General features: G+C 67.3%; 13 protein-coding genes. 5 read left to right on the top strand and 8 right to left on the bottom strand.

Going from position 1 to position 12,991, the window contains the following annotated elements:
- Nucleotides 1-9 precede the first annotated feature (9 nt).
- The 4 genes from ACYVN4_RS08180 to ACYVN4_RS08165 are packed head-to-tail and all read right to left on the bottom strand — an operon-like array spanning nt 10 to nt 2,157.
- A complete protein-coding gene (locus ACYVN4_RS08180) occupies nt 10-873 on the bottom strand; it encodes an ABC transporter permease (RefSeq protein WP_460718861.1) in 864 nt (287 codons plus the stop codon).
- A 1-nt stretch (nt 874) separates the two neighbouring features.
- Nucleotides 875-1,744, bottom strand: coding sequence for an MlaE family ABC transporter permease (locus ACYVN4_RS08175; protein ID WP_460718859.1), 870 nt, complete (start codon nt 1,742-1,744; stop codon nt 875-877).
- On the bottom strand, nt 1,744-1,932 hold the full coding sequence (locus ACYVN4_RS08170) for a hypothetical protein (RefSeq protein WP_460718857.1): 189 nt from the start codon (nt 1,930-1,932) through the stop codon (nt 1,744-1,746). The genes ACYVN4_RS08175 and ACYVN4_RS08170 overlap by 1 nt, the downstream gene beginning before the upstream one ends.
- Nucleotides 1,933-2,157: a hypothetical protein gene (locus ACYVN4_RS08165; protein ID WP_460718855.1), complete on the bottom strand. Its 225-nt coding sequence runs from the start codon at nt 2,155-2,157 to the stop codon at nt 1,933-1,935.
- Between the two features lie 213 nt (nt 2,158-2,370).
- Here ACYVN4_RS08165 and ACYVN4_RS08160 point away from each other — a divergent pair, with 213 nt between their 5' ends.
- Entirely contained in the window at nt 2,371-3,273 is a 903-nt protein-coding gene (locus ACYVN4_RS08160) for an oxygenase MpaB family protein (protein ID WP_460718853.1), read from the top strand.
- Between the two features lie 6 nt (nt 3,274-3,279).
- Here ACYVN4_RS08160 and ACYVN4_RS08155 read toward each other — a convergent pair whose 3' ends face one another.
- A complete protein-coding gene (locus ACYVN4_RS08155; RefSeq protein ID WP_460718851.1) occupies nt 3,280-3,852 on the bottom strand; it encodes a helix-turn-helix domain-containing protein in 573 nt (190 codons plus the stop codon).
- Between the two features lie 112 nt (nt 3,853-3,964).
- Here ACYVN4_RS08155 and ACYVN4_RS08150 point away from each other — a divergent pair, with 112 nt between their 5' ends.
- Nucleotides 3,965-4,783, top strand: coding sequence for an MBL fold metallo-hydrolase (locus ACYVN4_RS08150; RefSeq protein ID WP_460718849.1), 819 nt, complete (start codon nt 3,965-3,967; stop codon nt 4,781-4,783).
- On the opposite strand, the gene ACYVN4_RS08145 is transcribed toward ACYVN4_RS08150, so the two are convergent.
- Both ACYVN4_RS08145 and ACYVN4_RS08140 read right to left on the bottom strand, forming a co-directional pair.
- On the bottom strand, nt 4,784-5,416 hold the full coding sequence (locus tag ACYVN4_RS08145; RefSeq protein ID WP_460718848.1) for a hypothetical protein: 633 nt from the start codon (nt 5,414-5,416) through the stop codon (nt 4,784-4,786). It abuts the gene before it with no gap.
- A complete protein-coding gene (locus tag ACYVN4_RS08140) occupies nt 5,413-7,377 on the bottom strand; it encodes a glycosyltransferase family 39 protein (protein ID WP_460718845.1) in 1,965 nt (654 codons plus the stop codon). Before ACYVN4_RS08140 ends, ACYVN4_RS08145 begins: the two co-directional genes overlap by 4 nt.
- Nucleotides 7,378-7,771: 394 nt before the next feature.
- Here ACYVN4_RS08140 and ACYVN4_RS08135 point away from each other — a divergent pair, with 394 nt between their 5' ends.
- Both ACYVN4_RS08135 and ACYVN4_RS08130 read left to right on the top strand, forming a co-directional pair.
- Complete coding sequence (locus tag ACYVN4_RS08135; RefSeq protein WP_460718843.1) at nt 7,772-9,325, top strand: sensor histidine kinase; 1,554 nt, start codon at nt 7,772-7,774, stop codon at nt 9,323-9,325.
- Between the two features lie 89 nt (nt 9,326-9,414).
- A complete protein-coding gene (locus ACYVN4_RS08130; RefSeq protein WP_460718841.1) occupies nt 9,415-10,122 on the top strand; it encodes a response regulator transcription factor in 708 nt (235 codons plus the stop codon).
- On the opposite strand, the gene ACYVN4_RS08125 is transcribed toward ACYVN4_RS08130, so the two are convergent.
- Complete coding sequence (locus tag ACYVN4_RS08125) at nt 10,098-11,165, bottom strand: terpene synthase family protein (protein ID WP_460718839.1); 1,068 nt, start codon at nt 11,163-11,165, stop codon at nt 10,098-10,100. The genes ACYVN4_RS08130 and ACYVN4_RS08125 overlap by 25 nt on opposite strands.
- A 198-nt stretch (nt 11,166-11,363) precedes the next feature.
- Here ACYVN4_RS08125 and ACYVN4_RS08120 point away from each other — a divergent pair, with 198 nt between their 5' ends.
- Entirely contained in the window at nt 11,364-12,947 is a 1,584-nt protein-coding gene (locus ACYVN4_RS08120) for a hypothetical protein (RefSeq protein ID WP_460718837.1), read from the top strand.
- The last annotated feature ends 44 nt before the right edge of the window (nt 12,948-12,991 follow it).

Here is a 12,991-nt window from a genome sequence, read left to right as displayed (position 1 = left end):
TCCAAACACCTATCCCGAGATGCGGAAGCCGGGGTCGATACCCCAGATCGCGAGGGTCAGAAAGAGATTGACGAAGACCATGACGACGATGACCATCTTGATGGCCCGCCCGGCCGCCACCCCGACGCCTTCGGGCCCGCCGGTCGCGACGTAGCCGTAGTAGCACTGGATGAATGTCGAGATCATCACGAACACCATGACCTTGAGCAGCGACCAGAACACGTCCGGCCCCAGCAGGAACTGGAAGAAGTAATGGTCGTAGGTGCCGGCGGTGGTGCCGCCCTGCAGCAGCACCGAGAGTTTGGTCGCCAGGTACGCCGTCGCCAGGCCCACGCTGTAGAGCGGGATGATGGTCAGCGTCGAGGCGATCATGCGGGTGCTGATCAGATACGGAAGCGGCCGGATGGCGATGGATTCCAGCGCGTCGATCTCCTCGGAGATGCGCATGGATCCGAGCTGCGCGGTGAACCGGCAGCCCGCCTGAATCGCGAACGCCAGCGTGGCGATGATGGGCGCGAGCTCACGCGTCGTCGCGAAGCCGGAGATGGCCCCGGTGAGCGGACTCATGGTGAGCAGGTTCAACGCCCGGTAGGACTCCATGCCGACGGTGATGCCGCCGAACCCGCACAGCGCGATCACCACGCCGATGGTGCCGCCGCCCACCACCAGCGAACCGTTGCCCCAACCGACATCGGCGGTCAGGCGCAGCACTTCCTTGCGATAGTGCTTCAGCACGAACGGAATCGCGGTCAGCGCCTGGAGGAATGTGATGACCTGATGTCCCAGCCGCTGATTCGCCTGCGCCGGCAGCGCCGCCGCGTTCGCCGCCATCCGCACCGGCCGGAGCGCCGGTGGAGTGTAGGTGCTGCCCATCTCAGACCACCTTCGTCGGCAGCAGGGTGTTATAGAGCTGGGTGAGTGCGATATTGACGGCGAAGAGCATCAGCGCCGAGCTCACCACCGCCGAGTTCACCGCGTTGGCGACCCCGCCGGGGCCGCCGTGCGCGTGCAGGCCGGTGTCGCAGGCGATGACCGCGGTCAGCAGCCCGAAGATGGCGGCCTTGACGATCGCGAGCACCAGGTCGTTCGCCACCGCGAAGGAGGCGAAGGACGCGATGAACGAGCCCGGCGTCCCCGACTGGGCGTAGACATTGAACAGGTAAGCCGTTGCGAAGCCGACGAATACGATGAATCCGCACAGCAGCATGCTCACCAGCACCGCGGCCGCGATCCGCGGGGCGACCAGCCGTCGCACCGGGTCCACGCCCATCACCATCATCGCGTCGATCTCCTCCCGAATGGTCCGGGAGCCGAGATCGGCGGTGATGGCCGACCCGACCGCGCCCGCGATCATGAGTGAGGTGACCAGCGGTGCGCCCTGGCGGATGATGCCGAGCCCCGCCACCGCGCCGATGAACGTGGTCGCACCAACCTGATTGACCAGTGCGCCGATCTGGATCGACACCACCACCGCGATGGGGATGGCGACCAGCACCGTCGGTGCGGCCGACACGCTCGTCATGAACGCGCACTGCTTGATGAACTCCCGATACGGGAAGCGCCGCCGCAGGATCGAGACGACCAGCTGCCGCAGGGCGTCGCGGCCCAGATCGACCTGGCGCCCAAGGGTTTCCAGTGAGCGTTGCGGATGCCGCTGCCACAGCCCGCGCACGCTGTTGCCGATCCGATCCAGTTCGGACGGCTCGGCTCGCGGTGCGGGGGAGGGTTTATCGAATGTCGTCATCAGGCCGTCTCCACGAGATAGTGCTGCAGTGCGACCAGGCCGGCCCCGACCGCCGCGAGTCCGGCGACCACGCCGCACAGCACGGCCACCCACAGGCCCACGCGCAGTACGGGATTGACTTCCATACGCCCACCGAGGATCTTGATGCCGATCACCAGGATGTCGATGAGCCAGACCAGCGCCATCATCTAGGTCATGCACACATTCGAGAAGGTGAGCACCGGCCAGCACACGATGGATCCCAGGAACGAGATGACCACGTCGATGCCGTGCAGCTGCTTCAGATGCGAGGTGTGCGTGAGGGTCCACACCACCCCGACCAATCCGTAGGGAAAGCCGAGAATGATCAAGGTCCCGAGGAACTCGGACACCTTCATCTCGTAGCTGAGTATGCGATCCAAGCGTTTCAGCATGCCGCGAACGTCCTTTCGGTCCCTGCCCGTGCCCCTGTGCACGAACGGCCGCAGCAGCGTATGTTACTGACTATTCTTTGATTGGGAAGCGGTTCCGGCGATCTTTTTCGGACGTAGATTCGGTGATACATCACCAGAGACGGCAGATTCTGGTGCGAGCCGCAGAACCTAAGTTAGTATCCGTTCATCGTGAAATCACCCGGAAGGGGAACCATGACACTCGCGGCAGTGCCGCCGTCCGGCGAGTCGGCCCTCACCCTCGAACAGACCCGCATCCACATACCCGGCGTGCATCGGCCCGACGGCAAGCGGCCGCCGAAACTCGAAGACGCACTGGACTTCTGGCAGTTCTCCGGCGCGGCCGCCAATGTCGCCATGCAGATGGCGCGGCCCGGCGTCGGGCACGGGGTGGCCGACAGCAAGGTGGAATCCGGTGCGCTCATGGTGCATCCGTGGAAACGGTTGCGCACCACCGCCTCCTACCTGGCGGTCGCCATCCTGGGCACGGCGGAGGAGAAGATCGCCATGCGGGAGGCGATCAATGTGGCGCATCGGCAGGTGAAGTCCGAACCCGGAGCGGCGGTGCGCTACAACGCCTTCGACCGCAATCTGCAGATGTGGGTGGCCGCCTGCCTCTACATCGGGTTCGAGGACTCCTACCAGCTGCTCAACGGCAAGATGAATGCCGAACAGGCCGAGGCGTTCTACTCCACCTCCGCGCCGCTGGGGACCACGCTGCAGGTCACCGACGAGATGTGGCCCAAGACCCGCGCCGAATTCGACGACTACTGGGTGGTGGCCTGCGAACAGGTGGCCGCCGACGAGAAGATCCGCGCCTTCATCGACGATCTACTGCACCTGCGCATGATCCACTGGTATCTGCGCGTGCTGTTCGGCGGTCTGCTGCGCTTCCTCACCGTCGGCTACCTGCCGCCCTACTTCCGTGAGCAGCTCGGCGTCGAGTGGTCGGCCGCCGATCAACGCCGCTTCGAACACCTCTTCCTGTTCGTGGGGTTCGTGAATCGGTTCATTCCCAAGTTCATTCGCACCATGGGCACTCGCACCATGATGTCGAACGTGCGGCACCGGCTGAAGCGGCACAAGGAACTGATCTAGTTCCGATCAGGGGCGGCGCGAGATGAACATGAGGTACTCGCAGGGGGTGTTCGTTCGGTTGTCGAAACCGTGGTCCACGTCGGCCAGGAAGAACAGGGAGTCACCGGCGTCCAGGGTCTCGGTGATGCCGCCGATCAGGACGGTGACGGTGCCCTGCAGGACCACGACCTGCTTCTCCGTACCCGGCGGCAGCGCGGGCAGCAGGCCCATGGAGACCTGCGCGGGGAGGTAGTGGGCGACCATCTCGGCGCCGCCCGCGCCCGGTGCCGCCGACACCAGGTGCCGCTCGAAACCGGTTTCCGGGTCACGGAATACGGGACGCTCGCTCTTGCGCAGGACGACGGCGACGCCGGGATCGGCGGCGGCGGGCCCGCCGATCAGGTCCGAGAGCGAGACTTCGAGCGCCTGCGCGATCTTGGACGCGACACCGATCGTCGGGCTCTTCTCGCCGCGCTCGACCTTCGACAGCATGGCGCGGCTGACCGCGGACTGTGTCGAAAGTTGTTCCAGCGTAAGGCCCGCCTCCTCGCGGCGTCGCCGCACATTCGCGCCGAATGTGCCGCCGTCTTGTTCGATCACCGTGCTCCTCGATCGATGGGTGTCTCGCTGCCCGAGTGTACGTTTCTTCTAAAGAAGATAGAGTCTACTATCGGAGACGCGCGAGAGGCGCGCCCGAAACGATGGAGGCTCCATGCGTTTGATCTCGAGTGGCCGGCACCACGCCACCTTCGAATTCGGTGAGCTGCAGGTGATCTCGTTGCGAGACGGGTACATCGACATGCCACCCACCCGGCTGCGCGACGAACAGGGGCGTACGCTCCCACAGCTGCCGGTTGCCGTGCCGCTGGTCGGTGACAATCTGCGGCTGGCGGTCAACGCCTTCTATGTCACCGACGGCACCCGGTCGGTGCTCGTCGACACCGGCGCGTCGAATGTCTGGCACGACCCCACCATGGGATTGATCTACGAGGCGCTCGACGAGGCGGGCGTCGACCCCGGGCAGATCACCGATGTGGCCATTACGCATCGACACGAAGATCACGTCAGCGGGCTGGTCAAGCCGGACGGTTCGGAGGCGTTCGGCAAGCTCGAGCGCGTGTGGATCGGTGCGGCGGATGCCTCGGTATTCACCGGACGGCTCGAGCCGCTGCGCGATCGGGTCGTCCCGGTCTCGGAGCGGATCGCGATCAACGACTGGGCCACCGCGATCCCGACACCGGGACACACACCGGGCCACACCGTCTACGACATCGGCGGCAGCGCCGGGCATCTGCTCGTCTGGGGCGACACCGTGCACGTCCCCACGCTGCAATTCGAGCAGCCCGCGGTGTCCTGGGAGCTCGACGGCGACCACTCCCAGGCTCGTGCCGCACGAGCGATCCTCCTCGAACAGCTCGTGCGGCCGGACCATTTCGTGGCGGGCGCCCATCTCGACTCACCCGGCATCGCCCTCGTCACGCCCTCCGGCGCGGGCTATGCGCTGGAGTACCTCGCACCACCGATCGGCTGATCACGCGGTTCGGGTCCACCGTTCGACGATGCCTCGCATGGTGCGGGCCGAGGCATCCAGCAGGTGCACGACATCGGCGGTCTCGGTGCTGATGTCGTGCAGGGCGGCGGTGCCGGCGGGGCAATCCGTCCCGAGGTGGCGGGCGTAGAGCTTGCGCAGGGTGTGATCCGCCTCGTCCGAAATGCGGTGCAGATCCAGCCAATACGGCGGCATGACCTCGGGGGAGCGGACCCGGGCGATGCCCTGCGCGGTGCTCCAGGCCGCGTCGGCGGCCAGGCGGATCAGGTGCAGGAGCTCGTCGGGAAAGACGGTGAGGCAGTGGATCTCGATCATCCGGCCCACCGATTCGAGGTGGTCGACGGCGTAGTCGAGGCGGCTGCCCACCCGGTAGAGCTCGGCGCGATCGGGGACGGCGAACTGTTCGGCCACCAGCAGCCGTACCAGTTGCTCGGTGAGTTGGTGGCTGACCCGTTCGAATGCCGAGAGCCGCAGGCGCACGGCGCGCGGGTCGGCACCCTCGAGGCGGATCTCCTCGAGGGTGCGGGCCGCGGCCACGAGATTGTTTGCGGCGGAGGTGAAATAGAGGTCCACCGCCGGACCCGGCCGCAGGCCGCGCAAATGCTCGGCCCTCATGCGGTGTGCGGCTGGGACAGGTCGTAGACGGTGGTGCCGCCGACCGTTTGGGCGGTGAAGTTCGCCTTGACCCAGGCGGTGATCTGGGAGGAGCTCGAATCGGTGCCGCCCATGCCGGGACCACCCATGCCGGAGGTGCTTTCGAGGAAGTAGCGGACCTGGCCGGTGGAGACGTAGTACTGGAACTGCGCCAGAGTGGGGGAGTTATCGCTGCCCGTGAATCCACCGATCGCCATGACCGACTTGCCGGAGTCCAGGGCCAGTGTCGCGGAACTGCCCGCACCGACGCTCGCGGCCGCCCAGCGGTCGCTGGTCTGCTCGAGGAGCTTCACCACGTCGGTGGTGTCGGACGAGGCTGCGGGGCCGTGGCCGCCGCCGGGCCCGAAGCCCTGGCTGGTGGTCGGGCCGGAGGTCGGGTTGCCGCCGTTGTGCGACTGGCTCGCGGTCGCTACCGCCCAGGCGCTGGCACCGCCGAGGCCGAACAGCACACCGGCCATGGCCAGCGTGGCCGCGTAGCGGCGCGACTGCCGGGTACCGGCGATCACGGCCAGTGCCACCAGGATCGAGCCGATCAGCACCGTCCAGCGCAGCCAGGGGAACCAGTCCGGGGTGCGGTTCAGCAGCACGAACGACCATGCGCCGGTGACCGTTGCCATTGCGGCCAGGGTCAGGCGGGCCGCCGGATGCGTCCTGCGCGACCACAATTCACGCACGGCCAGCGCCAGCACCGCGCCGATCGCCGGGGCCAGGGCCACGGTGTAGTACGGGTGCACGGTGCCGCTCATGTAGGAGAACGTCAGTCCGGTGACCAGCAGCCAACCGCCCCAGAGGATGAAGGCGGCGCGGGTCCGGTCGGTGCGCGGCGCACGGCGGGTGAGCCACAGTCCGGCGGCCAGGCCGATCAGTGCGGCGGGGAGCAGCCACGAGATTTCCGCGCCCATCTCGGTGTTGAAAAGGCGTGTGATGCCGGAGGTTCCGCTGAATCCGGCGAAGCCGTGCATGGACTCGGGCACGTCGGCACCGCTCGGAGCGCTGCCACCCATATTGCCGCTGCCGCCGAAGATGCGACCCAGGCCGTTGTAGCCGATCGCCAACTGCCAGAGGCTGTTGTCGGTCGATCCGCCGATGTACGGCCGCGAATCCGCGGGCCACAGCTCCACCAAGGCGATGAACCACCCGGCCGACACCACGACCGCGACACTCGCCAGAATCAACGCCGAGATGCGTTGCCGCAGTGGCCCGTTCGCGGCGATCAGGAACGCAAGTCCCAGACCCGGCAGGATCAGAAACGCCTGCATCATCTTTGTCAGGAACCCGAACCCGACCGCGACCCCGGCCAGCACCAGCCATCCGGTCGACGCGGACAACACCCGGTCACCGGCAGCCTGAATGGCGCGAACCGTGCAATAGGCGGCCGCGACGAGCAGCAGCACCAACAGCGCGTCCGGATTGTCGAACCGGAAGATCAACACCGCCACCGGCGTCAGCGCGGCGACGGCCCCGGCCAGCAGCCCGGCCCCCGGCCCGCTCATTCGCCGCACCGTCGCGGCCAGCAGCCCCACCGACGCGATACCCATCAGCGCCTGCGGCAGCAGAACCGACCACTGGCTGAACCCGAACACCTTGCCGGACAGCCCCATCACCCACAAGGCGGCGGGCGGCTTGTCGACGGTGATGGCATTCCCGGCGTCGAAAGACCCGAACAGCAACGCTTTCCAGCTCTGCGACCCGGCCTGTGCGGCCGCCGAATAGTACTCGTTCGCCCACCCGGAGGCGCTCAGATCCCACACGTACAACACGGCGGTGAGCGCGAGCAGCACGAGCAGTCCCGGTCGCGCCCAGCGCGGTTGGTCCGTGGGCCCGAGCAACAGCCGGGCCACGGCGGTCCGGCGGTCCGCGGTGTCCGCGGCGGGTCGTCGGTGCGCGCCGGTCACCTCCGGCCGCGGCACAGTCGATGTCATAACCTCGTCCTTCCGTCACCGCGCGAGTCGTCCCGGCGGTCGTCGAAGGCGATCCTGGTAGCCACGCCTCGGGGGAATGTGGTGCCAACCTGTGAGCCCGCTGGCAATAGTGGGTGGGGCAGCTCACCGGATTCGATCAGCACGCCTCCGGCAAAAATGCGCAGATCAGGATCAACCGCGCGGTCGGCGGAGTCATCGGTTGCGGACGCGTGCCCGGCTGTTCTCGAGTTCGCCGGAGGTTGGCCGTTTACGCTCGGCGCGGTGGTCGAACAGCCGGGGTGTCGCGGTGGAGTATCAGCAGGTAGCGGCGGATTCGGTGCGCACCGGCGGTGCGCGCGCGTCCGCGGATCCGACACCGGGCTGTGTTTAGGTGGATCGGTGAGGCGGTGGATGGGTGAGTGAGGCGACGGGCGTCGCGCCGAACACCGAGGTGGCACGCGCGCCGCGGTTTCGGCGGCTGCGGCGGTGGACGTTGCGGACGCGGTTGCTCGTCACCGTGGTGGCGGTCACCGCGATCGGGTTGACGGCGTTCGGTTTGTTGAGCACGTCGATGCTGGCGCGCTCCGAGCTCGCGCGCATCGATGCGCAACTCAACGGTTCGGCCGCCGACGTGTCGACCTCGAATCACCCACCGCCGCCGCCGCCGAAACCGGACAACGAGGTGTCGGGGCTGCCATCCACGTTCCAGATTCTGTTCTTCGACACCACCGGCACCCAGGTCGGACGGATCGGTGTCGGGAACACGACCATCGACCTGCCGCCCATGGATACCGCCGCGGTCGCGGCGCGCGGCAGCCGGATCTTCGAGGTCGGCGAGATCGGCGGCAGTTCGCGCTGGCGGGTGCGCACGGTCGTGCAGCCCGCCACCGAGGTGCAGCCGCAGGGCGGGACGGCCGCCGTTGTGATGCCGCTGGACGGCTATTACGCGACCGCGAGTGAACTGCGCACCATCGAGATCGCGGCGGGTGTGGCGCTACTGCTCGTGTTGGGTGGGGTCGCGGCGTGGTTGGTGCGGGTGGGGTTGCGGCCGTTGTCGCGCATCGAGCACACGGCCGAGGCGATCACCGCCGGGGATCTGGATCGGCGGGTGCCCGATGCGGATGAGCACACCGAGGTCGGGCGGTTGGGGACCGCGTTCAATGTGATGCTGGAGCGGCTGTCGACCACCATGCGTCAGCTGGGGGAATCCGAGTCGCGGATGCGACTTTTCGTGGCGGACGCCTCGCACGAGTTGCGGACGCCGCTGACGTCCATTCGGGGATATGCCGAGTTGTACCGGCTCGGGGGCGGGGCGGATGCCGTGCAGCTGGCGACCATGATGCGCCGCATCGAGGACGAGGCGGCGCGGATGGGGTTGCTGGTCGACGATCTGTTGCTGCTGGCACGGCTCGACGAGCAGCGGCCGCTGGATCTCGCCGAGGTCGACGTGACCACGTTGGCCGACGAGGTGGTCCTGGACGCGCGGGTGCGGCATCCGGATCGCGTTGTGGAACTTGATCTTCCGGCCGAGGCGGTGCGGGTGGTGGGGGATGCGCACCGGCTGCGGCAGGTGCTGACGAATCTCGTGGGCAATGCCCTCATGCACACCGCCGCCACCGCCGAGATCGACGTGCGGGTGGCCGCCGGGCGGGTGCCGCCGGACACCGGGGTGGTGGCCATGGCCGGAGTGGAGTTGCCCGTCGGGGATCCCGCGGTGCTGATCGAGGTGTCCGACAACGGTCCGGGGATTCCGCTCGCCAAGGCCGAGCACGTGTTCGACCGGTTCTACCGGGTCGACGAATCCCGCTCGCGGGCGGGCGGTTTCGGTCTGGGCCTGGCCATTGTGGCGGCCGTCCTCACCGCGCACGGCGCGCGCGTCCAACTGCTCACCGCCCCGTGCGTCGGGACGACCTTCCGCATCGTCTTCCCGGCGGCCACCGACGGCCCTTCACAGCAACCGCACAGCTGACACCGAGGTTGCGCCGTGGTCGCCACGACCAGGATGCTCGGTATGGGCAATCAACGGTCGATGGCGTGCGCGCGCCTAGGGTGGCTGTCGTGACCGATCGCATCGCGGCGGACGCGGCGACCGTGCTGGTGGTCGACGATGAGCCCAATATCCTGGATCTGCTGTGCTCGGCGCTGCGGCTGAGCGGGTTCGACGTCACCGGGGCGGGCAGCGGCCGGGCCGCGCTCGAGGCCGCCACCCGGCGGCCGCCCGACGTCATCGTGCTCGACGTCATGCTGCCCGATCTCGACGGCTACACGGTGGCTCGGCGCTTGCGGGCGCAGGGCAGCGAAGTCCCGGTGCTGTTCCTGACCGCGCGCGACGCGGTGGAGGATCGGATCGAGGGACTGAGCGCGGGCGGTGACGACTACGTGAGCAAGCCGTTCAGCCTCGAAGAGGTAGTGCTCCGACTGCACGCCATCCTGCGCCGCACCAAACCCGGCGAGGACGACGCGCCCGCGCGGTTGCGTTTCGCCGACCTCGAACTCGACCCCGGCACGCACACCGTCTACCGCGCCGGCGCCCAGATCTGGTTGTCGGCCACCGAGTTCAAACTGCTGCACTATCTGATGCTCAACGCGGGCAAGGTGGTCAGCAAGCGGCAGATCCTCGACCGGGTGTGGCAGGCCGAGGAAGGCCGCGCCGACCGCGTCGTCGAGACCTTCGTCAGCCAGTTGCGGCGCAAGGTCGACACCGGCCATGCCCCGCTCATCCACACCGTCCGCGGTGTCGGCTACACCCTCCGCGAATCTCCCTGAGCCGCCCGGCCGATGGCCGAGGAGTCCAGGAACCCGTTGTTGTAGTCGATATTCCGGGTGTCGTCCAGCTCCGCGTCCGGGGTGAAGCGCACGGTGTCGGTGCGATCCCACAATTCCATTCCGGCCATGGCGGATTGGCAGTCGCGAATGCAGCGGCGGACACCGTTGCGGATTCGCGGCGGCAGATGCAAGGCATCCATTTCGGCCGTGATGGATTGCGCTGCGGCCTGACTGTCGGCAATTCTGACATCGATGAGACGGCGCACCTCCGCCACCGACTCCGACAAATCCATTCCCCGATGATCACGCAGTGTGGTCACCATATTGATGGTGTCCTCGGCATCGTATTCGACTGCCAGAGAATGCAGATCATTGGTCCAGCACATAATATCGGCGGTGGTGGCGATGATCTCCTGATACGAAGGCCCGAAGTAAAGCGCGTCGGGCAGTTCGATGTGCTCGATGATTTCCGCCAGATCGACGGTCTGCAATACCGTGGAAGCGTCACGGCGTAGTCGCGGATATTCCTCCGGACTCGGCGAGCGGCCCGCCTGACGGAACGAATTCTCCCGTGCGTGGCCGATGAGCCACAATTCCAGATTCAATTCGAAACGGCGTTGCCAGGCAGCGGAATTGCGCGGGAAGGTCCGTGTGCACAGATTCGACAGCGCCGCGATGACCGGTGGCACCTGTCCGGAGCAGCCACGTTCGTGCACGACCTGCAACGCGGTATGGCGCAGCCGGTCGTAGTCGTCGAGCCGGCCCGTGGTGATCGCCTGGTTCTGCAAATCATCGAAAATGAAGAACACGGTGATCCATTCGGCGACCAGGAGCATGTCGGCGAAAGATGCGGTGGGACACCAATATGCGGAGAAGCGCGCATATCCGAGAGAGTCGAACCGGCGTGCCGCGGCATCGTCGGCGAGTAATCCGAATCGCGTCGCCCAGATTTGAACTCTTTCCTGTGCTCGATCGCTCATGGAATGCCGTTGCGGCGCGAACGGAAGCGGGATCTCCAGTTGCCGCAGATCGTGTTCATTCATTTGACAACACTCGGGTTCACTCGGCCGGAGGCGGAATCCCTCCGCCGCCAGGATAACCGACAATTAGGACGGATATTACCGGATTCGCAAGATCTGCAGCGCGGCAAGCTATTTGGCTTTCGGTGGCGTCGGTCACGGGCCGGACGGCGGCGTATGGTGAAGGAGTTCCCGTCTCGTCCGCAACCCCTGCGAGCACCCGTGAACGAGGAATCCATCGGCGCGCTGCGCAGGCGTGCTCTGATGTCGTTGTGGCAGTTGATCAGGCTGGTCGACGAGGATCCCGACGGCATGTTGACCGGGTCGGCCTACGCCTCCGCCGGGGTGCTCGGGCGGGCCTGGCAAACCCCTCGGCTACTGCCCGATTCGCTGGCGCGGCTGGGGCTGAACGCCTTGGCGCGCAGTCAGAATCGGGACGGCAGCTGGGGCAGTCCGCATGCGCCGCGGCGGTATCGGGTGGTGCCGACGCTGGCGGTGGTGTGCGCGTTGCGGGCACTGCCCGCCGACGCGCCGATCGCCGCGGACCGGGTATGGGAGGCGGCGCGGCGCGGGACGGAGTTCCTGTTCTCGGACCCGGAAGTCTTTGCGCCGGACCGACTGCCCAGTCTGGAGGCGGTCGATTGCACGGTGCCGATCCTGCTGGAACGGCTTGTCGCCCAGCCCGGTTTCGACGGTGCGCGCTACGGCACGGCGGCGAGTCGCGCCCGAATCGCGCAGCGCAGCAATGCCGACGGGTGTGCGCGGCGGCAAGCCCGGGTGGTCGACGGGCGGCAGACGGCGTGGCGGGACTTTCCCTTGGAGCTGCTGGAACTCCCACCGCGCGGCTGGCGCGCCGAGGAACAGTTGCATGCCGGATCGGTGTGGTGCGCACCGGCCCTGACCGCCAGCGCGATTCGCTGGAGCGACGTCGAATTGGACGGCGCGCAACGGTATCTGCGCCGGGAAGCGGTCCGCCATCACGGATTGTGGCCGATTCTCGCGCCCGTCACCAACTTCGAACGGGTCGTGGCGGCAGCCCTTTTCGTGCGTCTCGGGTTCCCGCTGCCGACCGGATTCACCGCGTCGCTGAGCGCGTCGCTGCGGTCGGCCCTGCGCGCGGACGGGATGGCCGTCGCGCCCGGGCTGCCGCCGGACGCCGACGACACGGCGCTCGCGGTGTTCGTGCTGAACTCGTGGGACGATCCCGTGGATCCCCGCTGCCTGCTGCGCTTTCCGAGCCCGGCGGCGCTCGGGCCGAGGTCACAGGTGTTGCAGGCTTCGCATGTCCTGGAGGCGTTGACCACCGTCCCGCGCGTGCACCCGGTGCAGCGGGAGCGCGAATCCGCCACCGTGCGTGCGCTGGTCGAGGCGCAGCATTCGGACGGGCATTGGGACGACCGGTCGGTAGCCTCTCCGTATCCGCCGACCGCCGCCGCGGCCATGGCGCTCGCGCGCGCCATCGAATTCGACTTCTCCGCCGACGCTCTCCTCGCGGTGGCGCGCGCCCTCGCCTGGCTGCTCGCGACCCAGCGGCGCGACGGTTCCTGGGGCATCTGGCATTCCACCACCGAAGAGACGGCCTGCGCGGTGCACGCCCTGGGCAGTTGTACGAATCCCGCTGCGGAGCGGGTGGTGGCCGCCGCGTTGCGGCGGGCACACATTTTTCTTGCCGATTCCTTCGACAGTGCGGTGACCGATTCCGTGCGAACTCCACTGTGGCACTACAAAGATCTCGGATCGCCGCTCCGAATCGAGCGTCTGTATACATTGACAGCGCTGCTGATGAGCGGTTCGCCCGTTCCCTGAGGTCACGGTCGTGGCCTTCACCGCGAACCGAATGGAGATCTCGC

The organism is Nocardia heshunensis, from assembly GCF_054782115.1.
This window is presented reverse-complemented; position numbering and strand designations above follow the sequence as displayed.

Bases quoted from the DNA above. Each gene is read 5' to 3' on its own strand.
- ACYVN4_RS08165 (WP_460718855.1), bottom strand. From the start codon at position 2,157: ATGCTGAAACGCTTGGATCGCATACTCAGCTACGAGATGAAGGTGTCC.
- ACYVN4_RS08125 (WP_460718839.1), bottom strand. From the start codon at position 11,165: ATGAATGAACACGATCTGCGGCAACTGGAGATCCCGCTTCCGTTCGCG.
- ACYVN4_RS08175 (WP_460718859.1), bottom strand. From the start codon at position 1,744: ATGACGACATTCGATAAACCCTCCCCCGCACCGCGAGCCGAGCCGTCC.
- ACYVN4_RS08180 (WP_460718861.1), bottom strand. From the start codon at position 873: ATGGGCAGCACCTACACTCCACCGGCGCTCCGGCCGGTGCGGATGGCG.
- ACYVN4_RS08150 (WP_460718849.1), top strand. From the start codon at position 3,965: ATGCGTTTGATCTCGAGTGGCCGGCACCACGCCACCTTCGAATTCGGT.
- ACYVN4_RS08170 (WP_460718857.1), bottom strand. From the start codon at position 1,932: ATGATGGCGCTGGTCTGGCTCATCGACATCCTGGTGATCGGCATCAAG.
- ACYVN4_RS08140 (WP_460718845.1), bottom strand. From the start codon at position 7,377: ATGACATCGACTGTGCCGCGGCCGGAGGTGACCGGCGCGCACCGACGA.
- ACYVN4_RS08145 (WP_460718848.1), bottom strand. From the start codon at position 5,416: ATGAGGGCCGAGCATTTGCGCGGCCTGCGGCCGGGTCCGGCGGTGGAC.
- ACYVN4_RS08160 (WP_460718853.1), top strand. From the start codon at position 2,371: ATGACACTCGCGGCAGTGCCGCCGTCCGGCGAGTCGGCCCTCACCCTC.